The 19,569-nt window shown below is 60.2% G+C and carries 16 protein-coding genes and 4 tRNA genes; 8 read left to right on the top strand and 12 right to left on the bottom strand.

Going from position 1 to position 19,569, the window contains the following annotated elements; translation table 11 throughout:
• The first annotated feature begins 117 nt into the window (after window positions 1-117).
• The 4 genes from AB4N48_RS01920 to AB4N48_RS01905 all read left to right on the top strand — a co-directional run bounded on the left by AB4N48_RS01920 (window position 118) and on the right by AB4N48_RS01905 (window position 2,855).
• Window positions 118-744 carry a DUF1780 domain-containing protein gene (locus AB4N48_RS01920; RefSeq protein WP_007909887.1) on the top strand — a complete coding sequence of 209 codons (627 nt, stop codon included), beginning with the start codon at window positions 118-120 and terminating at the stop codon, window positions 742-744.
• Entirely contained in the window at window positions 741-1,268 is a 528-nt protein-coding gene (locus tag AB4N48_RS01915) for an MOSC domain-containing protein (RefSeq protein ID WP_160768590.1), read from the top strand. Before AB4N48_RS01920 ends, AB4N48_RS01915 begins: the two co-directional genes overlap by 4 nt.
• Before the next feature lie 51 nt (window positions 1,269-1,319).
• The gene (locus AB4N48_RS01910; protein WP_007909875.1) at window positions 1,320-1,493 is read left to right on the top strand and encodes a DUF3094 domain-containing protein; all 174 of its coding nucleotides are present in this window, start codon (window positions 1,320-1,322) and stop codon (window positions 1,491-1,493) included.
• 63 nt (window positions 1,494-1,556) lie between these two features.
• Window positions 1,557-2,855 carry an NAD(P)/FAD-dependent oxidoreductase gene (locus AB4N48_RS01905; protein ID WP_016773144.1) on the top strand — a complete coding sequence of 433 codons (1,299 nt, stop codon included), beginning with the start codon at window positions 1,557-1,559 and terminating at the stop codon, window positions 2,853-2,855.
• Window positions 2,856-3,011: 156 nt separating this feature from the next.
• Here AB4N48_RS01905 and AB4N48_RS01900 read toward each other — a convergent pair whose 3' ends face one another.
• The 8 genes from AB4N48_RS01900 to rluD all read right to left on the bottom strand — a co-directional run bounded on the left by AB4N48_RS01900 (window position 3,012) and on the right by rluD (window position 9,889).
• On the bottom strand, window positions 3,012-4,637 hold the full coding sequence (locus AB4N48_RS01900; protein ID WP_041477812.1) for a methyl-accepting chemotaxis protein: 1,626 nt from the start codon (window positions 4,635-4,637) through the stop codon (window positions 3,012-3,014).
• A 161-nt stretch (window positions 4,638-4,798) separates the two neighbouring features.
• Window positions 4,799-4,875, bottom strand: a tRNA-Pro gene (locus AB4N48_RS01895).
• Between the two features lie 97 nt (window positions 4,876-4,972).
• A tRNA-Lys gene (locus AB4N48_RS01890) sits at window positions 4,973-5,048 on the bottom strand.
• Between the two features lie 5 nt (window positions 5,049-5,053).
• A tRNA-Pro gene (locus tag AB4N48_RS01885) sits at window positions 5,054-5,130 on the bottom strand.
• Between the two features lie 9 nt (window positions 5,131-5,139).
• A tRNA-Asn gene (locus AB4N48_RS01880) sits at window positions 5,140-5,215 on the bottom strand.
• Window positions 5,216-5,512: 297 nt separating this feature from the next.
• Window positions 5,513-8,077: an ATP-dependent chaperone ClpB gene (gene clpB, locus AB4N48_RS01875; protein ID WP_056790458.1), complete on the bottom strand. Its 2,565-nt coding sequence runs from the start codon at window positions 8,075-8,077 to the stop codon at window positions 5,513-5,515.
• Window positions 8,078-8,207: 130 nt separating this feature from the next.
• Window positions 8,208-8,930: a peptidoglycan editing factor PgeF gene (gene pgeF, locus AB4N48_RS01870; RefSeq protein WP_095181838.1), complete on the bottom strand. Its 723-nt coding sequence runs from the start codon at window positions 8,928-8,930 to the stop codon at window positions 8,208-8,210.
• Window positions 8,927-9,889: a 23S rRNA pseudouridine(1911/1915/1917) synthase RluD gene (gene rluD, locus AB4N48_RS01865; protein ID WP_016773140.1), complete on the bottom strand. Its 963-nt coding sequence runs from the start codon at window positions 9,887-9,889 to the stop codon at window positions 8,927-8,929. Before rluD ends, pgeF begins: the two co-directional genes overlap by 4 nt.
• Window positions 9,890-10,040: 151 nt before the next feature.
• Between rluD and AB4N48_RS01860 the strand changes: the two genes are divergently transcribed.
• From AB4N48_RS01860 to AB4N48_RS01845, 4 genes are all read left to right on the top strand, one after another.
• Entirely contained in the window at window positions 10,041-11,057 is a 1,017-nt protein-coding gene (locus AB4N48_RS01860) for an outer membrane protein assembly factor BamD (RefSeq protein WP_056790462.1), read from the top strand.
• 127 nt (window positions 11,058-11,184) lie between these two features.
• Window positions 11,185-11,418 carry a PP0621 family protein gene (locus AB4N48_RS01855; RefSeq protein ID WP_252868302.1) on the top strand — a complete coding sequence of 78 codons (234 nt, stop codon included), beginning with the start codon at window positions 11,185-11,187 and terminating at the stop codon, window positions 11,416-11,418.
• Entirely contained in the window at window positions 11,408-12,997 is a 1,590-nt protein-coding gene (locus AB4N48_RS01850; RefSeq protein WP_310220193.1) for a sensor histidine kinase, read from the top strand. Before AB4N48_RS01855 ends, AB4N48_RS01850 begins: the two co-directional genes overlap by 11 nt.
• Window positions 12,994-14,340 carry a sigma-54-dependent transcriptional regulator gene (locus AB4N48_RS01845; RefSeq protein ID WP_460094712.1) on the top strand — a complete coding sequence of 449 codons (1,347 nt, stop codon included), beginning with the start codon at window positions 12,994-12,996 and terminating at the stop codon, window positions 14,338-14,340. The genes AB4N48_RS01850 and AB4N48_RS01845 overlap by 4 nt, the downstream gene beginning before the upstream one ends.
• 92 nt (window positions 14,341-14,432) lie before the next feature.
• Here AB4N48_RS01845 and thiO read toward each other — a convergent pair whose 3' ends face one another.
• Genes thiO through AB4N48_RS01825 form a run of 4 tightly spaced genes read right to left on the bottom strand, consistent with a single transcriptional unit; the run spans window position 14,433 to window position 19,563 of the window.
• Window positions 14,433-15,533: a glycine oxidase ThiO gene (gene thiO, locus AB4N48_RS01840; RefSeq protein ID WP_252868304.1), complete on the bottom strand. Its 1,101-nt coding sequence runs from the start codon at window positions 15,531-15,533 to the stop codon at window positions 14,433-14,435.
• 57 nt (window positions 15,534-15,590) lie between these two features.
• Entirely contained in the window at window positions 15,591-15,992 is a 402-nt protein-coding gene (locus AB4N48_RS01835; RefSeq protein ID WP_460094710.1) for a type IV pilin protein, read from the bottom strand.
• A 15-nt stretch (window positions 15,993-16,007) separates the two neighbouring features.
• Complete coding sequence (locus AB4N48_RS01830) at window positions 16,008-19,097, bottom strand: pilus assembly protein (RefSeq protein WP_460094708.1); 3,090 nt, start codon at window positions 19,095-19,097, stop codon at window positions 16,008-16,010.
• On the bottom strand, window positions 19,084-19,563 hold the full coding sequence (locus AB4N48_RS01825; protein WP_095181844.1) for a pilus assembly PilX family protein: 480 nt from the start codon (window positions 19,561-19,563) through the stop codon (window positions 19,084-19,086). Before AB4N48_RS01825 ends, AB4N48_RS01830 begins: the two co-directional genes overlap by 14 nt.
• Window positions 19,564-19,569 lie beyond the last annotated feature (6 nt).

Below are 19,569 nucleotides of genomic sequence, written 5' to 3'. Positions count from 1 at the left end.
TAAAAGCAAAAGATCGCAGCCTTCGGCAGCTCCTACAAGGGCGCAATCGCGCGACGTTTATGTCTGAGCCGATGCAAAGCTATCTGCTTGTCGCATTTGGACGCTAAGCTTGGGCTTATGGATGATTCAGATTATTTACGCCTGCTGACCATCGCGGCCGAGCAAGCCAACGCGTTCCTGTCCAATGCCCGCAAATGGGAGCGTGAGCGTTGGGTCTGCCAGCGCCTGCTGCAAGGTCTGAACATCCCCTACCGCGCCGACGAATTCGCCCCGGCCGGTGAGCCGCCGGACGTGTTGTTTCGCGATGCCAATTTCGAAGTTTTTTTCGTCCTCGATGAGGGCCGCCGTCTCAATGATGAATGGCGCGACGAATTGCAGCGTCGGCGCAGCGCGTTTTCCCTGAGCCAACTGGTGCGCCGCGAAGCCAAGCCCAAACGCATCCCGGCCAATGAATTTCTCCTGCGCCTGGCGCCAACCCTGCGCAAGAAGGCGCACAACTACAAGGAACGCGGCATGGATCTGGGTGAACTGGACATCATCGCCTTCGCCAGCCTCAAGCGCGAAGTGCTCGATCTCAACAGTCATTTCCCGCCACCGACCGAATATCTGCGTCAGGGCTGGCGCTCGCTGTCGCTGGTCGGCCCGACATTCGCCAGGGTGCTGTTTGCTCATCCCGACGCGCCGGACTTTCTGCGCAGCAACCTCGGCCGCAGCATTGTGTTCGACGTGGGCATCAGCCTGTGACGCCGCTGCAGCAGTTGATCGCTGAGGTTCCGCAAACCGGTCGTGTGCGCTGGATCGGTGTGCGTCCAGAATCCCGTGGGCCGATGCTTGAGCTGGACGCGGTCGAGGCGCGGCTGGAAGCCGGGCTCACCGGCGACCACGCCCGCCCGGGCGTTCGCAATGCGCGACAGGTGACGCTGATTCAGTGGGAGCACTTGGCGGTGATCAATGCATTGATGGGCCGTCCCGATGACGAGCCGGTCCGGCCTGAAGATCTGCGGCGCAATCTCGTTATAAGCGGAATCAATTTGTTTAGCCTGAAGGGGCGGCGCTTTCGCATCGGGCAAGCGATACTCGAAACCACTGGCTGGTGTCAGCCCTGCGCACGCTTGCAGAACAATCTCGGCCCGGGCACGTTTCAAGCCGTGCGCGGGCATGGCGGGATCACTGCCCGGGTGTTACAAAGCGGCATCATTCGCCTCGACGATAGCGTGTGCGTCGAACCGGTCCCGGACAGCGGCTACGCTGCGTTCAACCCGGGCTGAAAACCGCTGTAGCCTGTGCTCATTCAGTAACGTCTACCTGACGAGGCAAATATGACCAGCCGCCTGAACCCCGAAGACCAAAAGCATGTCGAAGAGTACCTGCAATTGTCCCAACACCGTGTCGAGCGCCGGCCTTTCCGGCCGTGGATGCTCCTGGTGCTGGTGCTGGCAGTGACCATTGGTCTGGGCCTGTTGAGCCGATTTATCAGTTACCTGACGTTATGAGCTGCCTTGCGCTCCCTCGGGTAACCGCACCGATTTCCTTTAAAAACCTTGCGAGTTATCCCTATGTCCCATCGTATTGTCATTGTCGGCGGCGGCGCCGGCGGTCTGGAGTTGGCTACCCGTCTGGGTAAGACTCTGGGCAAGCGCGGCACGGCCAGCGTCATGCTGGTCGACGCGAACCTGACCCACATCTGGAAACCGCTGCTGCACGAAGTGGCCGCCGGTTCCCTGAACTCCTCCGAAGACGAACTCAATTATGTCGCCCAGGCAAAATGGAACCACTTCGAGTTCCAGCTCGGGCGCATGAGCGGGCTTGATCGCGCGCAGAAGAAAATCCAGTTGGCGGCAACCTATGACGAAAACGGCGTCGAGCTGGTACCGGCGCGTGAAGTGGCTTATGACTCGCTGGTGATCAGCGTCGGCAGCACCACCAACGATTTCGGCACCCAGGGCGCGGCGCAGCATTGCCTGTTTCTTGATACGCGCAAACAGGCCGAGCGCTTCCATCAGCAATTGCTCAATCATTATCTGCGCGCCCACGCCGGGCAGACCGACGTGGTCGAGCAGATCAGCGTAGCGATCGTCGGCGCTGGCGCCACTGGCGTCGAACTGGCGGCCGAGTTGCACAACGCCGCCCATGAACTGGCCGCGTATGGTCTGGACCGGATCAAACCGGAAAACATGCACATCACGCTGATCGAAGCCGGCCCACGGGTGCTGCCTGCCCTGCCGGAGCGCATCAGCGGGCCGGTGCACAAGACCCTGGAGAAGCTCGGGGTCAATGTGATGACCAACGCAGCAGTCAGCGAAGTGACTGCCGACAGCCTGATCACCGCCGATGGCAACGAGATCAAGGCCAGCCTGAAGGTCTGGGCTGCCGGCATTCGCGCACCGGGTTTCCTCAAGGACATCGACGGTCTGGAAACCAACCGCATCAATCAGCTGCAAGTGCTGCCGACTCTGCAAACCACTCGCGACGAAAACATCTTTGCCTTCGGTGACTGCGCGGCCTGTCCGCAACCGGGTACCGATCGCAACGTGCCGCCACGGGCACAAGCGGCGCATCAACAGGCGTCGCTGCTGGCCAAGTCGCTGAAATTGCGCATCGAAGGCAAGACCCTGCCGGAGTACAAGTACACCGACTACGGCTCGCTGATTTCACTGTCGCGTTTTTCTGCTGTGGGTAACTTGATGGGTAACCTGACCGGCAGCGTCATGCTCGAAGGCTGGCTGGCACGGATGTTCTATGTGTCGCTGTACCGTATGCACCAGATGGCGCTGTACGGGCCGTTTCGCACAGCGATGTTGATGCTGGGGAGCAAGATTGGTCGTGGCACCGAACCGCGTCTGAAACTGCACTAAAGCGCCAACCTGTGGGAGCGAGCCTGCTCGCGAAAGCGGTGGGTCTGTCAACACTGTCGTTGAATGATCCGGCCCCTTCGCGAGCAGGCTCGCTCCCACATTGTTTCGTGTTGTGCGCAAATCAGCAGGCGAAGGCCTGCAATTGATCTCTGTTCATCAGAGCTGAAAGCGTCGCACCATGCCCTGCAGCGCATTGGCCAGTTGCGAAAGCTCATGGCTCGATGCGCTGGTCTGATCAGCCCCCGCAGCCGAACGTACCGACAGGTCGCGAATGTTCACCAGATTGCGATCCACTTCCCGCGCCACTTGCGCCTGCTCCTCGGCGGCGCTGGCGATCACCAGGTTGCGCTCGTGAATCTCGTGCACCGACGCCGTGATCGTCACCAACGCCTCACCTGCCCGCTCTGCGAGAACCAGCGTACTCGCCGCACGAGATGCGCTGGCCTGCATTGACTCCAGCGCCTGGCTCGAACCGCTGCGCATGCCTTGCACCATCTGTTCGATTTCCTGCGTCGATTGCTGGGTGCGATACGCCAGCGCGCGCACCTCATCGGCTACCACCGCAAAGCCGCGACCGCTTTCGCCCGCGCGTGCTGCCTCGATGGCAGCGTTGAGCGCCAGCAGATTGGTCTGCTCAGCGATTGCGCGAATCACGTCCAGAACCTTGCCGATGTCTTGCGATTGATTGGCCAGCGACTGCACCAGCTCGCCGGTGTTTTGCACATCACTGGCCAGGGCATTGATCGCGCTGGCGGTTTCGCTGACGCGCTCCTGGCCCAATTGCGCCGATTGACTGGACTGGCGCGTGGCATCGGACGTCGACACCGCGTTGCGCGCGACCTCCTCCACCGCAGCGGTCATCTCGTTGACCGCAGTGGCAGCTTGTTCGATTTCGTTGTTCTGCTCCTGCAGGCCTTGGGTGCTGTCGACGGTGACGGCGCTCAGTTCGTCAGCGGCGGTGGCCAGTTGTGTGGCTGAGCCGCTGATACCTTGCAGCGTCTCGCGCAGGTTCTGTTGCATCGTTGCCAAGGCCTTGAGCAAGCGGCTGACTTCGTCGTTGCCATGGGTTTCGATCGGCCGCGTGAGATCGCCCTTGGCGACACTTTCTGCGGCATCCACGGCGCTGCTCAGCGGGCGCACGATACTGCGCGTAAGCAACATCGCCAGCGCCACCGTGGCCAGCGCTGCCAGACCAATGAACAGGCTGACGATGGTCCGCGAGGTTTCATAATGCGCGGCGGACTTCTCGCTTTCGGCGGCGACCTGGCGGGCGAACAGATCGGCGAGATCGTTGAGTTGCTTGCCGGAGCCGTCGACCACGGTCTTCATGTCAACCAGCAACAATTTGGTCAACTCGTCACGCTTGCCTTGCTCGGCGAGGGTGAATGACTGGGCGATGCCGGTGCGATAGGCGGCGAAGGTTTTCTTGAACTGGTCATACAGCTGCTGACCTTCGGCAGTGTCGACCAGTTTGTCGTAGGCGGCGATCTTCTCGCTCAGTTCCTTGTCGCGGGTGTCCATCTGGCCGCGATAGGTGGCGATATTGGCCGGATCCTGATCGAGCGCCATGCGCAGGGAGATGGTGCGGATGCGCAGCATCAGTTCGCGGATCTCGTCGCCGCCACGGATGCTCGGCAACCAGCGGTTCTCCACCGCCACCTCGCTGTCGCGAATGCTCGACATCTGCCCCAGCGCAAACACGCCGAGCAAGGCCACCAGCACCGCGATCAGGGCAAATCCCAGGGCAGCCCGGGGAGCAATATTCAACTGACGAAGCAACATGACGAACGCCCTTATTCTTGTAATGGCCAGATCAAGGGGCGAAGCGTTGGCAGTCCCCTCGTGTTAGCGGGCTATCGGCAGGTTGTATGACGACTTGAAGGGATTCAGCTTTCGGCAGGCAAAAAAAATCCCCGTATCTTTCGATACGAGGATTTTCAATATGGTCGGGGTAAGGGGATTCGAACTCCTGACATCCTGCTCCCAAAGCAGGCGCGCTACCGGACTGCGCTATACCCCGGTAAAAAAAAGGCGACCTTTCAAAGATCGCCTTCTTCGATCAGCGCTTTTGGCCTCTGATCTTAAGATTCGATCCCAGCGCAAACTGGTTTCAAAAATGGTGGGTCGTGTGGGATTCGAACCTACGACCAATTGGTTAAAAGCCAACTGCTCTACCAACTGAGCTAACGACCCAAAAATGGTCGGGGTAAGGGGATTCGAACTCCTGACATCCTGCTCCCAAAGCAGGCGCGCTACCGGACTGCGCTATACCCCGGTTTGAAATTGGCTCCGTGACCAGGACTCGAACCTGGGACCCAATGATTAACAGTCATTTGCTCTACCGACTGAGCTATCACGGAACTACATATTTCAATTTACAACGGTGAAGCTTTGTTGCATCTCGCCACCCGTTCGCATCGCTGCGTTCGTGTGTCTGAGGCGCGCTATTCTACAACCTAGAACACCTCTGTCAACCCCCTAAATTGCTTTCAAGTTAATGATTTGCAACTTATTTCAGATTCCAACCCGGTGGGTTGAAACGCTGCCGGTGACTGACTGCGGGGCGCACTTTACAAGCCTTTTCCTTTGAGTTCAACAGCCTGGCGAAAAAAAGGCCTCGCAATGCGAGGCCTTCCCGGTTTCATTGCCGCTGAGGCTTAGCCGAAAACGATTTCGTCGTTCTCGACCTTGCCGGTGGCGGTGTCGCCCGGCATGAAATGACCCGACAGGATCAACTGTGCCAGCGGGTTTTCGATCCAGCGCTGGATCGCCCGTTTCAAAGGACGTGCGCCATACACCGGGTCGTAACCGACGGCGATCAGCTTGTCCATCGCCTCCGGGCTCAGCTCCAGCTTCAGCTCGCGCTCCGCCAGGCGGCTGCGCAGGCGGCCCAACTGGATCTCGGTAATGCCGGCGATCTGATCCCGCGCCAGCGGCTCGAAGATCACCACTTCGTCAACGCGGTTGATGAACTCAGGACGGAAGTGCGAGGTCAGCGCGTCCATCACAGCAGCACGCTGCGCCTCACGATCACCGACCAGTTCCTGGATCTGCATCGACCCGAGGTTGGACGTCATCACGATCACCGTGTTGCGGAAGTCCACCGTACGCCCGTGACTGTCGGTCAGACGGCCATCCTCAAGCACTTGCAGGAGGATGTTGAACACATCCGGGTGCGCCTTCTCGACTTCGTCCATGAGGATCACCGAATACGGCTTGCGACGCACCGCTTCGGTCAGGTAACCGCCCTCTTCATAGCCGACGTAGCCTGGTGGCGCACCGATCAGACGAGCCACGGAATGTTTCTCCATGAACTCGGACATGTCGATCCGCACCATCGCCTCTTCAGTATCGAAAAGGAATTCGGCCAGCGCCTTGCACAGCTCGGTTTTACCGACACCGGTCGGGCCGAGGAACATGAACGAGCCGCTCGGACGATTCGGGTCGGACAGTCCGGCGCGGGAACGCCGCACGGCATTGGCCACAGCCACGACCGCTTCTTCCTGACCGATTACCCGTTTGTGCAACAGGCTCTCCATTTTCATCAGCTTGTCGCGCTCGCCTTCGAGCATTTTCGACACCGGGATGCCGGTCCACTTCGACACGACTTCGGCAATCTCTTCTTCAGTCACCTTGCTGCGCAGCAACTGGTTTTCGCTCTTGCCGTGCTGGTCGACCATCTGCAGGCTGCGTTCCAGATCGGGGATCACCCCGTATTGCAACTCGGCCATGCGATTCAGGTCGCCTTTACGGCGCGCGGCTTCCAGTTCCTGGCGCGACTGTTCGATCTTCTGCTGAATCTGCGCAGAACCCTGCACCTCGGCTTTCTCCGAGTTCCAGATTTCCTCCAGATCGGAATACTCACGCTCGTGACGCTCGATTTCTTCCTGGAGTTTTTCCAGGCGTTTCTTCGCCGCGTCGTCGCTTTCTTTCTTCAGCGCCTGGGATTCCACCTTCAGCTGAATCAGGCGCCGCTCCAGACGATCGAGTACTTCCGGTTTGGAGTCGATCTCCATGCGGATACGGCTGGCCGCCTCGTCGATCAGGTCGATGGCCTTGTCCGGCAGCTGTCGATCCGTGATGTAGCGATGGCTGAGCTTGGCCGCAGCGATGATCGCGCCGTCGGTGATCGCCACCTTGTGGTGAACCTCGTAACGTTCCTTGAGGCCACGCAGAATGGCGATGGTGTCTTCTTCGCTCGGCTCGTCCACCAGGACTTTCTGGAAACGCCGCTCGAGCGCCGCATCCTTCTCTATATATTGGCGATACTCGTTGAGCGTGGTCGCGCCGACGCAGTGCAACTCGCCGCGAGCCAGCGCAGGCTTGAGCATGTTGCCAGCGTCCATCGAGCCTTCGCCTTTACCGGCGCCGACCATGGTGTGCAGTTCGTCGATGAACAGAATGATCTGCCCTTCCTGCTTCGACAGTTCGTTGAGCAACGATTTCAGGCGCTCTTCGAACTCACCGCGATACTTGGCGCCGGCGATCAACGCGCCCATGTCCAGCGACAGCAGGCGCTTGCCTTTGAGGCCGTCCGGCACTTCGCCGTTGATGATGCGCTGCGCCAGCCCTTCGGCGATCGCGGTTTTACCCACGCCAGGTTCACCGATCAGCACCGGGTTGTTCTTGGTACGGCGTTGCAGAACCTGAATGGTGCGGCGGATCTCGTCGTCACGGCCGATCACCGGATCAAGCTTGCCTTCTTCGGCGCGCTTGGTCAGGTCGACGGTGTACTTGTCCAGCGCCTGCCGCGACTCTTCGTGGTTGGCGTCATTTACCGCTTCGCCACCACGCAGGTTGTTGATCGCGTTTTCCAGGGCTTTCTTGCTCACGCCTTGGCCGAGCAGCAACTTGCCGAGCTTGCTGTTCTCGTCCATCGCGGCGAGCAGCACCAGTTCGCTGGAAATGAACTGGTCGCCCTTCTGCTGAGCGAGACGGTCAGCCTGATTGAGCAGACGCGCCAGATCCTGCGACATGTTGACGTCGCCGGTCGGGTTCTGGATTTTCGGTAGTTGATCGAGCTCTTTGGTCAGCTCTTTACGCAAGCTGTTGACGTCGAAGCCTACTTGCATCAGCAACGGCTTGATCGAACCGCCCTGCTGTTCAAGCATGGCCTGCATCAAGTGCGCCGGCTCGATGGCCGGATGATCGTGGCCAACCGCCAACGACTGGGCGTCGGACAGGGCCAACTGTAATTTGCTGGTTAAACGGTCAATACGCATGGGTCACCTTCCTTTTGAGCAGGCCGGACCTAAGAAACCATCCTGAATAAAGAAACCTGCCAGATACCACTGTAGATGCGGTCGATTCTGGGAGATTCAAGCGTCGGAGAGTTGATGCAGATCAGAGAGTTTAGCGGGTGAGCCAAACAAGGGAGGCGAAACGACCGGTGCGCGACGCACGGCGGTAAGAAAAGAAACGCGGATCGGTCACGGTGCAGAAACCGCCACCATAAACAGCCGTGACACCCCGTTCAGCCAGACGCAGGCGCGCCAGCAGATAGATATCAGCCATGAACTTGCCGGCATTGTTGCTCGGTACGAACGCTTCTGCTGCTTCAGGCAGTTGATTGATGAAGACTTCCCGTACTTCCGGACCGACTTCAAAGGCTTTGGGGCCAATGGCCGGGCCGAGCCAGACCAGTACCTCGTCAGCAGGAACATCGAGGCTGTCGAGAGTTGCCTCAAGCACACCCGCCGCCAGACCACGCCAACCGGCATGAGCGGCCGCGACACGCGTGCCGGCACGATCGCAGAACAATGCCGGCAAACAGTCTGCCGTCATCGCCGCACAGGCAATACCCGGCGTTGCCGTCCAACTGGCATCTGCAGTCGCAACGATGCCCGGATCAGCATGGGCAACGGTGATCCCGTGCACTTGCTGCAACCAGGCAGGCTGTATGGAGAAGTGTTCGGTCAAGCGGCGACGATTTTCGGCCACCGCTTGCGGGCGATCATCGACGTGATCACCCAGATTGAGGCTGTCGAACGGCGCCTCGCTGACACCACCCTCGCGGGTGGTGACACAGGCCCTGACGCTGGCCGGCGCAGGCCAGTCCGGCGTCAGCCAGTTCATCCGACGAAGGCCTCGCGATCCTGCTTGAGCAGGGTCAGCAGCCAGACGAAATCTTCCGGCAGCGGCGATTCCCAGCTCATGCGCTCACCGCTCGTCGGGTGATCGAGTTCAAGGAAGCGCGCGTGCAGCGCCTGACGCGGGAAGTGCTTGAGCGATTCCACCATGGTCGGGTTGGCCGCAGGCGGAATGCGGAAACGCCCGCCATACGCCGGATCGCCGACCAATGGGAAGTTGATGTGCGCCATGTGCACGCGGATCTGGTGGGTCCGACCGGTTTCCAGTTTCACCCGCACGTGGGTGTGCGAACGGAAACGCTCGAGCACGCGGTAATGGCTGACGGCAGGCTTGCCGCCTTCCATCACTGCCATGCGCTGGCGTTGCTGGCCGTGACGACCGATCGGCGCGTTGATCTTGCCACCGGCGGTGACCACGCCAATGACGATGCACTCATAGATGCGGCTGACACTGCGGCTCTGCAATTGCGCAACCAGTTTGGTCTGCGCCTGAATGGTCTTGGCCACCACCATCAGACCGGTGGTGTCCTTGTCCAGACGATGCACGATACCGGCGCGCGGGACATTGATGATGTCCGGCACATGGTGCAACAAAGCGTTGAGCAGGGTGCCATCGGCGTGACCGGCGGCCGGGTGCACCACCAGGCCCGCAGGCTTGTTGATCACCAGGATGTCGTCGTCTTCATAGACGATGTCGAGCTCGATGTCCTGGGCGATCCACTCGCCCTGGGCTTCCTGCTCGGCAGTCAGCTCAAGGACGGCACCGCCATGCACAATGTCGCGCGGGCGGATCACCGCCCCGTCCACAGTCAGGCGACCTTCTTTGATCCAGGCGGAAAGGCGCGAGCGTGAGTGCTCAGCGAAGAGTTGGGCGGCGACTTGATCGAGGCGTTGGCCGCCCAATTCGGACGGCACCTCTGCGCGAAGTTCAATTTTATCGGACATGCTCGGACTGGGCGTCGGCACAGCCTTTGGTTTCGGCTGCGCGCTTGTGGTTAAATACGGCGTCTTTTGCCCCGAGGCTTTTCAACGGGGCGCTCATCATAACAGGACGGCCCCGCCCAAGACAGCGGCCGTCATAGGGACGCAAGCCGCCATGCAAGTGAAACACCTGCTGCTGATCGCCATCCTCGCATTGACCGCTGCTTGCTCATCGAAGGAAGTCGTAGACGAAAACCTCAGCGAAGCCGAGCTGTATCAGCAGGCTCAGACTGACTTGGACAACAACAGCTACACCAGCGCCACAGCCAAGCTGAAGGCTCTGGAGTCGCGTTATCCGTTCGGTCGCTACGCCGATCAGGCTCAGCTGGAGTTGATCTACGCCAACTACAAGAACGCCGAGCCGGAAGCTGCAAAGTCTGCCGCCGAGCGCTTCATTCGTTTGCATCCGCAGCATCCGAACGTGGATTACGCGTACTACCTCAAGGGTCTGACTTCGTTCGACCAGGACGTCGGCCTGCTGGCGCGCTTCCTGCCGCTGGACATGACCAAGCGTGACCCGGGCGCCGCCCGCGACTCGTACAACGAGTTCGCGCAACTGACCAGCCGCTACCCGAACAGCCGCTACGCGCCGGACGCCAAGCAGCGCATGATCTATCTGCGCAACCTGCTGGCCGCCTACGAAATCCACGTCGCTGACTACTACCTGACCCGTCAGGCTTATGTAGCCGCTGCCAACCGTGGCAAGTACGTCGTGGAGAACTTCCAGGAAACCCCATCGGTCGGCGACGGCCTGGCGGTGATGACTGAAGCCTACCAGCGTCTGCACCTCGACGATCTGGCGGCCACCAGCCTGGAAACCCTGAAGCTCAACTATCCGGACCACCCGAGCCTGGAGGATGGCCAGTTCGTGCCACGCGTAGCCGAAGCTGACAACCGTTCGTTCCTGAGCAAAGCGACTTTGGGCCTGATCGAATCGCGTCCACCGCTGCCGCCGGGCGAAACCCGCGCCAACCAGGACGTGCAGAAGCAGTTCCAGGACGCGAAAGATGCGATCCCGAACGAGCTCAAGCCTAAAGACGAGAACGGCGACGTGATCGAAGAGCCAGAACCGGAATCCAGCGACACCGACCGCTCGTGGTTCAGCTACATGACCTTCGGCGTGTTCGACTGATCACACCGGCTGTACGAAAAAAGGGAGATCCGCGGATCTCCCTTTTTTATTGCCGCGCTTTAATAGGCTGTGCGCTGATCGGGTCCTTGGCTAAACTGCCGGATCATCAGTCGAAAAGCCGCTCATCATGCTTCGTTTATTGTTCTGGATTGCCCTGATCTTCGCCGCCATCTGGCTCTGGCGCAAATTCAAGGCCCCCGCCTCGTCCACCCGATCGTCGCGCGAACAGGACGCGCCGCCGATGGTGCGTTGTGCCCACTGCGGCGTGCACCTGCCGCGCGACCGCGCGCTGGGCAACCAGCAACTGTGGTATTGCAGCCAGGCTCATCTCGAGCAAGGCCCGGGCGCCAGTGGTCGCTGAGGCCGTCAACGCCGACCAGAAACAGGCGCAGCGTCTGCTGCGCCTTTATCACCTGTACCGTTTAAGTGTCGGCATCACTCTGGTGTTGCTGATCTCCAGCAACATGGACAACCGCCTGCTGACGTCGGCCAACGACGATCTGCTGCGCGGCGGCAGCTGGCTGTACCTGATCATCAATATGCTGCTGGTGGTGTTCCTCGAAAACACCCGGCGCCCGGCGCAGTTGTTCACCCTGGCGCTTGTCGATGTGCTGCTGTTGTGCGGCCTGTTCTACGCGGCCGGCGGCGTGGCCAGTGCGCTGGGCAATCTGCTGGTGGTCTCGGTGGCAATCAGCAACACCCTGCTGCGCCGACGCATCGGCCTGCTGATTGCCGCCATCGCGGCGATCGGCATTGTCGGCCTGAGTTTTCTGCTGGGGCTCAGCCGCCCCTTGAGCGCCAACGCGTACCTGCAAGCCGGCACCCTCGGCGCGCTGTGCTTCGCCGCCTCATTGCTGGTGCAAGGGCTGATTCGTCGCCTCGAAGTCAGCGAGACCCTGGCCGAACAACGCGCCAGCGAGGTGGTCAGCCTGGAGGCGTTGAATGCGTTGATCCTGCAACGCATGCGCACCGGCATTCTGGTACTCGACGAACAACGCCGGGTACAACTGGCCAATCACAGTGCGCAGAGTCTGCTCGGCCATAGTCACCTGCAAGGTCATTTGATCGACGAATATTCGCCAGCACTCGTCGAGCGCCTGCAACTGTGGCGCAACAACCCGACCTTGCGCCCGCAGAGTCTGAAAATCCCCGGCAATGGCCTTGAGCTGCAACCCAGCTTCATCGCTCTCGAGCAGAGTCCGAACCAGCAGACGCTGGTGTTTCTCGAAGACCTCGCGCAAATCACCCAACAAGCCCAGCAACTCAAGCTCGCTGCGCTCGGGCGTTTGACCGCCGGCATCTCCCATGAAATTCGCAATCCACTGGGCGCGATCAGTCATGCCGCGCAGCTGTTGGCCGAGTCCGAGGAACTCGATAGCGCAGATCGACGTCTGACGCAGATTATTCAAGACCACTCCCAGCGCATGAACCGAGTCATCGAAAACGTCCTGCAACTGTCCCGCCGCCAGCAAAGCGCGCCGCAACGGCTGGACCTCAAGCCGTGGCTGGAAGACTTCGTCGGCGAAACCCGCGAGCAGGCCACCGAACGCCAGCACATTCATCTGCGAATCAATTCCGGCGATTTCACCACACTGATGGACCCCAACCAGCTGCGGCAGATTCTCGACAATCTGATCCGCAACGCCTGGCGTCACAGTGCCCAACTGCACGAGCAGGCCGACGTCTGGCTGGCACTGTTCGTCGACCCCGACAGCCAATTGGCAGTGCTCGAAGTGCAGGACAACGGCCCCGGCGTGTCGGCCGATGAACAGGCGCATCTGTTTGAGCCGTTCTTCACTACGAGCAGTCAGGGCACCGGTCTTGGCCTTTATCTGTCCCGTGAGCTGTGCGAAAGCAACCAGGCACGCCTAGACTTCAAATCACGCCAAGGCGGCGGCTGCTTTTGCATCACTTTTGCTCACGGACGGAAACAAAGTTGAATACAAGCCCACGGCAAAAAATTCTAATCGTCGACGACGAACCGGATATCCGCGAGCTCCTGGAAATCACCCTGGGACGGATGAAACTCGAGACCTTCAGCGCACGCAATCTGGGCGAGGCTCAGGCGCTGTTGCAGCGCGAGCACTTTGACCTGTGCCTGACCGACATGCGCCTGCCCGACGGCACCGGGCTGGAGCTGGTGCAACACATTCAGCAACGCGATCCAAACCTGCCGGTGGCGATGATCACTGCGTACGGAAGCCTGGAAACGGCCATCAATGCATTGAAGGCCGGGGCGTTCGATTTCCTCACCAAACCGGTGGAGCTGCCGCGCCTGCGTGAACTGGTCAGCTCGGCGCTGCGCCTGCCGACAGCGGGCGGCTTGAGCACGGCAATCGAGCGACGCTTGCTGGGCGATTCGCCGCCGATGGCTAATCTGCGCAAGCAGATCGACAAGCTCGCACGCAGTCAGGCGCCGGTGTACATCAGTGGTGAATCCGGCAGCGGCAAAGAACTGGTCGCGCGTCTGATTCACGAACAAGGCCCGCGCGCCAGCCAGCCGTTTGTGCCGGTGAACTGCGGGGCAATTCCGTCGGAACTGATGGAAAGCGAATTTTTCGGCCACCGCAAAGGCAGCTTCACCGGTGCCGTCGAAGACAAGCCGGGGCTATTCCAGGCGGCCCATGGCGGCACTCTGTTTCTCGATGAAGTCGCCGATCTGCCACTGTCGATGCAGGTAAAACTGCTGCGGGCGATTCAGGAAAAAGCCGTGCGCAGCGTCGGCGGCCAGCAGGAAACAGTGGTCGACGTACGCATCCTTTGCGCCACGCACAAAGACCTTGAAGCCGAAGTTTCAGCCGAGCGTTTCCGCCAGGATCTGTATTACCGGCTCAACGTCATCGAACTGCGCGTACCGTCCCTGCGCGAACGCCGCGACGACATCGAGGCGCTTGCCATGCACGTGCTCAAGCGCTTGGCCAAAGACACCGGACACCCCGAAGCGCGCCTGCACCCGCAAGCGCTGGAGGCGCTGAAGAACTATCGCTTTCCCGGCAATGTGCGCGAACTGGAGAATGTTCTCGAACGCGCGCACACCCTGTGTGAAAACCGCACGATCGAAGCGCAGGATCTGCGTTTGAGCGAAGGCAATTGCACGGCGGACGGGGCGATGGCCGATCTGACGCAGGTCGACAATCTTGAGGATTATCTGGAGAGCGTCGAACGCAAACTGATTTTGCAGGCGCTGGAGGAAACCCGCTGGAACCGCACGGCGGCGGCGCAGCGGTTGAGTCTGTCGTTCAGGTCGATGCGTTATCGGCTGAAGAAATTGGGACTGGATTGAAGGCCCCTTCGCGAGCAGGCTCGCTCCCACATTTGGAATGAGTATTCCTGTGGGAGCGAGCCTGCTCGCGAAGGCGGTCTACCAGCCTCTGACTAAATCCGGCCCTCAGGCGCATACGGCGCCGGATCAATAATCGGCGCTCGCCCCAACATCACATCGGCAAACAACTGACACGATGCCGGCGCCAGCACCAGCCCGTTGCGGTAATGCCCGCAGTTCAGCCACAACCCCTCGAACCCCGGCACCCGGCCAATAAAGGGAACCCCTTCCGGCGACCCCGGCCGCAGCCCGGCCCAGTGCCCGACCACCTCGGCATCCGCCAACGCCGGCAGCAATTCGATCGCCGAGGCCTTGAGGCTTTGCAGCGCTACATCGGTCGGGGTCTTGTCGTAACCTTCGTGCTCCAGCGTGCTGCCGATCAGAATGTGACCGTCGCGACGCGGGATCGCATAACGTCCCTTGGCCAGCACCATGCTCGGCAGGAAATCAGCCGCGCACTTGTAGAGAATCATCTGGCCTTTGACCGGTTCGACCGGCAGCGTCAGGTTCAGCGTCTTGAGCAGATCGCCGCTCCACGCCCCCGCCGTCAGCACAAACTCGTCGCCGCTCATCACCCCAGTGGAGGTTTGCACGCCAACCACGCGCTCGTCCTCGCGGACGAAACCACTGACTTCGCATTGCTCGTGAATCGTCACGTTCGGCAGCGCCAGCAGCGCGGCTTTCAGCGATTTGACCAGCCGTGGATTGCGCACGTTGGCGACATCGGCCATGTAGATCGCTCGGCTGAAACCGCTGCCAAGCACCGGCACCGCGTCATGTGCCGCCGAGATATCCACAGCCCGCAGCGGCCGATTTTCCCGCGCGGCCCAGGCCATGGCTGCGGCTTCATCGTCCAGATCCAACCAATACAGACCAGTGGTGTGCACTTCAGGATCAACGCCAGTGTCAGCAAACAAGCGCTCGCCGAGCTGTGGATAAAAATCCTGCGACCAATGCGCCAGCGCGGTGACTGCCGGACTGTAGCGCCACGGGTATAACGGCGAGACGATGCCGCCGCCAGCCCAGGACGATTCCTGGCCGACATTCGAGCGATCCAGCAGCACCACGCTGCGCACTTCGGAGGCGAGATTGTAGGCAGTGAGCAGGCCAATCACCCCGCCGCCGACAATCACTACTTGCTGTTGCCTGGTCATGTTTGATCCAACCGTAAAAAAGACAGTGGGCGCAAAAGGCGCCCGAAAAAGAATGCGTCAGCGGCCCCAGCAATCCTTGGCGGTCACACCGGTAGTCGCGTTGTTCATGCTTCGCACGCCGGTGTTGGTCAGAGTGAAATCCCCGCATTTGTCGGTGGCCATGGCCGAGCCGGTTTTACGCACCGCGGTCAGCACAAAGGTCTGGTCGGTCAGCGTCGGGGTGATGGTGTAGAAATCATTGCCCGGGCTCAGCCCGGTGACGCCGGTGTAGACATTGTTGCGGGTGTAGAAGCGTTCGAGGGTCTGCGCCTGCTCCGAGAGCAGCGAGACCACTTCGGCGCGACGGCCCTTCTTCACGTATTCGTTGTAGCTGGGAATGCTGATGGTGAGGATGATCCCGATAATCGCGGTGACGATCATGATCTCGATCAGGGTAAAACCTCGGCTGGATCTGCGCATGCCTCAAATTCTCGCTTACTGGATTTGTCGCCACATGATACGACGGCTGCCGCCGCCACCTTTTTCCACAATGACCGTGACCGCGCCGCTGGTGTCAGTCGTGCCCTTGCGCTCGCCGTTAGCCGAGATGAAGTTCAGGGTCGGAATGCCGCCGGTAAAAATCACGCCACTGGATATCGTATCGTTGCTGTCGACCAAACGGTCACCGGTGGTGTCGATCACGGCGTAGTTGAGCATCTTACCGTTGAACGCATCGAGTTCGACCAGTCGGCCCGTACCAAAACTCGAACAAGGGTCGGTGGTATCGACGCTGGCAGTGGTGAAAACAACTCGTCCCAACACAATACTGGCCTGATTGATCACGCGCTCGCCGGTCAGCACGTTGTTGTACACCAGCGGCAGATACCAGCCTTTCTCTGCCGGATACGTCGTTTCATTCTGGCTGGTGGTCAGAAACTGCCCGGAACTGCCGGAGAACGAGCCGGTAATCGCCTGTGCCTGCAAACTGCTAACGGTGATTTGGCCGGCCCCACCCTCTGCATCCCAGATCGAATAGAACGCCTGCAGATCCTTGTTGGTCTTGTCGGCAGTCTCGTTGAACTTGCCGGTGCCAAAGAACACCTGCTTGCCGCCCTGCGGATTATCCGCCAGCAGCGGTTGCGCGGTGATCGGCTGCGTTGCCCCGCCCGGGGCGGTGAACAATGGCTTGCCGGCAAACGCCACGCCCCAGCTTTCTGCCCCGGGTGCGCTCAAGTCGAATTTCCACATACGCCCCTTCAGGTCACCAGCGTAGGCAGCCTGCACTACGTTCGAGGAATTGACCCTGAGTTTTACCGAAGACAGACCGTTGCCGGTTTCCGTGCTGTCGATGACGATTTTCCTGATCAGCGAACCATCCAGCGCATCCAGCACATACAACGCTGCAACCCCCGAATTGCTGCCGTAACCATTGGCGATGAATGTCGCCCAGCGACCATTGGCCAAGCGTGCCACTTCCGGCCTGGCATAGGCGTAACCCAGATCATTGAACGCATTCGCCGTGTTGGCCGTGGCCGGCGCACTGACTTCCCACAGTGCCTTGATCACGTTGCCTGCCGAGGCATCGAACAGTTGCAGTCCGTAGAAGGTTTTACCACCGGCCCCCGTTCCGCCAATGGCCAGCGTTCTCCAGGTGGTGCCGGCCTGCGCATCGAACACGCCGACCTGACCGTCCACGAGAAACTTGTGGCTGACGCCGTTGACGTAATTGGTATCCGCAATCAGCCGCAACGAAGGCAGCACGCTGGAGGGCATGTAGGCATAACGGCGGGTGCCGTTCGCCGAATTGATCACGTTGACGAAACCGTCGTTGGCGTTCACCACCAGACTGGCATTCATGTTCGCAGCCTTGGTGGTCAGGTAGTTGGTGTAACTGCTGTCACCCGTCAGATCGGATGCGGTCTTGTCCGAAGGCGACGCGAGCACCAGCGGCGAATTAATGATGTCGCCCAACAGCGCAGTGCGCACTTTGAGCCCGGCCTTGTTGGTCCCCTTGCTCCACTCCACCAGATCATTGCCGTTGATTCCGGCGGGCAACCCCTGATTTAGCGTAGTCTGCTGCGCCGGGGAAAAGTTGAGGAGTGCCAGGGCAATGGGCGTGTTGCTCAAGGTGTTCCATGACTGGAAATTCGGCGCTGTGGCAGAGGGCACGATGGTGGTGTCGGTCGACCATTGCGCCGCCGAGGTATTTACCGTGCCGGTCGAGGTAAAGCCGAACGACCTGATCGTGCCGCGCCAATCCTTGGGATCGTAGGTTGTCTGGTAAAAACTGCTGCCACTGGTCAACGTACTGCTGCTGGCAACACCGGCACCACCGGAGCCGGCCTTGGAAGTGATATCGCTCAATGCCGACGATAACGCCGCATTGAGCCCGGAGCTGTCGGTCGCCTGGTAATACCTGCCCTGCCCATAACTGGCGGCGTCGGACAACATGTCGTTATCCGCCGCGAAACCCACGGTGTAGGTGTTCATGTTCTGCCTGGGAAAATCCACCGCGTTCCAGCTCTTGCCTGCTGCGTCAGTACCGGTCGAACGCATGTCGATGTCGAAGGCGAATTTGGCGATGTCATCCAGATAAAGCGTGTCGCCTTCACCGTCACCGTTGAGGTTGTCGCCATCGTTATTCACGCCATCCCAGTTCGGTAGCCGGCTGCCTCCCAGCGGATCGTTGGTCGGGAAGGTACGGTCATAGGTTGGCAAGCCATCGGTAATCACCACGCCGTAGTTTTTCTGGCAGCGGTATTGAATCGGACTGGTATAGCTCGCCGGCGTGCCGTTGTAGTAAGGCGCCAACCCACGCATGTAGCGCGTGACTTCGTAATAGCTCTCGGCCAATGGCGTGTTGGCCACGGCGTTCAAGCCGTTGATCGATGAGATCAGCGCGTTGTAGTTGGTGTCTGCCTGGGCCTGGGTGACGCTGCCCGCGACGGGTGACAAATCGGTGATTGAGCGAGCGATGAAACCGCCGTTGCCCGGGTTGCTGCTGGTCGCCGGATTGAATGTCGACAGGCCCATGCGCAAAGTGCGGTTGCTGCTCACCAGTGCGGTGGAAACGTTGCGCGCCACGTTCATCCGGTAATCGTTGGGAATCGCCCCCGTAGTGAAGTCGCGGGTGCCGGTGCTGTTGGCGAGGCTGACTATGTAGGAAATGTAATCGGCGGAATACCGAGTGTTCTCGTTGCCTACCGGGTCTGGGAGCTTGAGGCACAACGGCGCCACGCTGTTGTTGTAGAACGCATAGGCGCCTCCCGAGCACCCGGAAGTCGGCAGGCTCGATAGAAACACCGTGTCGCCGGTAATCTGCGGCGCGTTGAGTGCAGAGCACAAGCCGAGGAAGGCATTGCACTGCCGGGCGGGAGTGCGGTTGACGTTCGGGTCGAATCCGGCGGCGTAGATGATGCTGTTCATACTGCCGGAGTCGTCGATCAGCAGCATCACGTTTGGCGCCACCGCAGCCGCGCTCAGCAATGGCGAATCGGAAGGCGTGAAAGCCCAGGCCGGTGCCGCCAGGTAGCAACTCAGCAGCATGCCGATCAGCAGCGACAGGCCGCGCTCAATACTTCGCATAGACACTCTCCACCACGCTACGCGAATTGCCGGCGATGCCGACCGCAGTGACTCGATACAACGTCGCCGAAGTGTTACTTGGTACGTTCACCGCCGTCAGGGTCGTGCCGATGTTCTGCACGCCATAAAAGCCATTACCGGCGGCGATCCAGGTCACCCCGGAGGTCGAATTGAAGCCGGCCGAGCTGACCACTGACGACTCCGCCGGCGGCAGACATTGGGTCGTGCCGCTGCACACCGCCAACGAGTAACTGTCCAGCTGCACCGCACTTTCGCCGATACGCAACGCCGCTTCCGCAGCCTGAAACGATTGATTGCGCAGGCTTACGCTGCCGGCCATTTTCTCTTGCAGGTTGGCGCTCTGCATCGAGGACAAACCGATCAATGTGAGCAACAGCAGAAACACCAGGCTCACCAACAGGACCATGCCGCGCTGGGCCTGACGTTGTTGCAAGGAAATCCTCATCGCCGC

The sequence above is a fragment of the Pseudomonas sp. S2_C11 genome (assembly GCF_054668395.1).
Note: the sequence above shows the minus strand (reverse complement) of the source record. Positions and strands in the feature narration are given on the sequence as shown.

Bases quoted from the DNA above. Each gene is read 5' to 3' on its own strand.
- AB4N48_RS01855 (WP_252868302.1), top strand. From the start codon at position 11,185: ATGCTTCGTTTATTGTTCTGGATTGCCCTGATCTTCGCCGCCATCTGG.
- clpB (WP_056790458.1), bottom strand. From the start codon at position 8,077: ATGCGTATTGACCGTTTAACCAGCAAATTACAGTTGGCCCTGTCCGAC.
- AB4N48_RS01920 (WP_007909887.1), top strand. From the start codon at position 118: ATGGATGATTCAGATTATTTACGCCTGCTGACCATCGCGGCCGAGCAA.
- AB4N48_RS01835 (WP_460094710.1), bottom strand. From the start codon at position 15,992: ATGCGCAGATCCAGCCGAGGTTTTACCCTGATCGAGATCATGATCGTC.
- thiO (WP_252868304.1), bottom strand. From the start codon at position 15,533: ATGACCAGGCAACAGCAAGTAGTGATTGTCGGCGGCGGGGTGATTGGC.
- AB4N48_RS01825 (WP_095181844.1), bottom strand. From the start codon at position 19,563: ATGAGGATTTCCTTGCAACAACGTCAGGCCCAGCGCGGCATGGTCCTG.
- pgeF (WP_095181838.1), bottom strand. From the start codon at position 8,930: ATGAACTGGCTGACGCCGGACTGGCCTGCGCCGGCCAGCGTCAGGGCC.
- AB4N48_RS01830 (WP_460094708.1), bottom strand. From the start codon at position 19,097: ATGCGAAGTATTGAGCGCGGCCTGTCGCTGCTGATCGGCATGCTGCTG.
- AB4N48_RS01900 (WP_041477812.1), bottom strand. From the start codon at position 4,637: ATGTTGCTTCGTCAGTTGAATATTGCTCCCCGGGCTGCCCTGGGATTT.
- AB4N48_RS01860 (WP_056790462.1), top strand. From the start codon at position 10,041: ATGCAAGTGAAACACCTGCTGCTGATCGCCATCCTCGCATTGACCGCT.
- rluD (WP_016773140.1), bottom strand. From the start codon at position 9,889: ATGTCCGATAAAATTGAACTTCGCGCAGAGGTGCCGTCCGAATTGGGC.
- AB4N48_RS01910 (WP_007909875.1), top strand. From the start codon at position 1,320: ATGACCAGCCGCCTGAACCCCGAAGACCAAAAGCATGTCGAAGAGTAC.
- AB4N48_RS01905 (WP_016773144.1), top strand. From the start codon at position 1,557: ATGTCCCATCGTATTGTCATTGTCGGCGGCGGCGCCGGCGGTCTGGAG.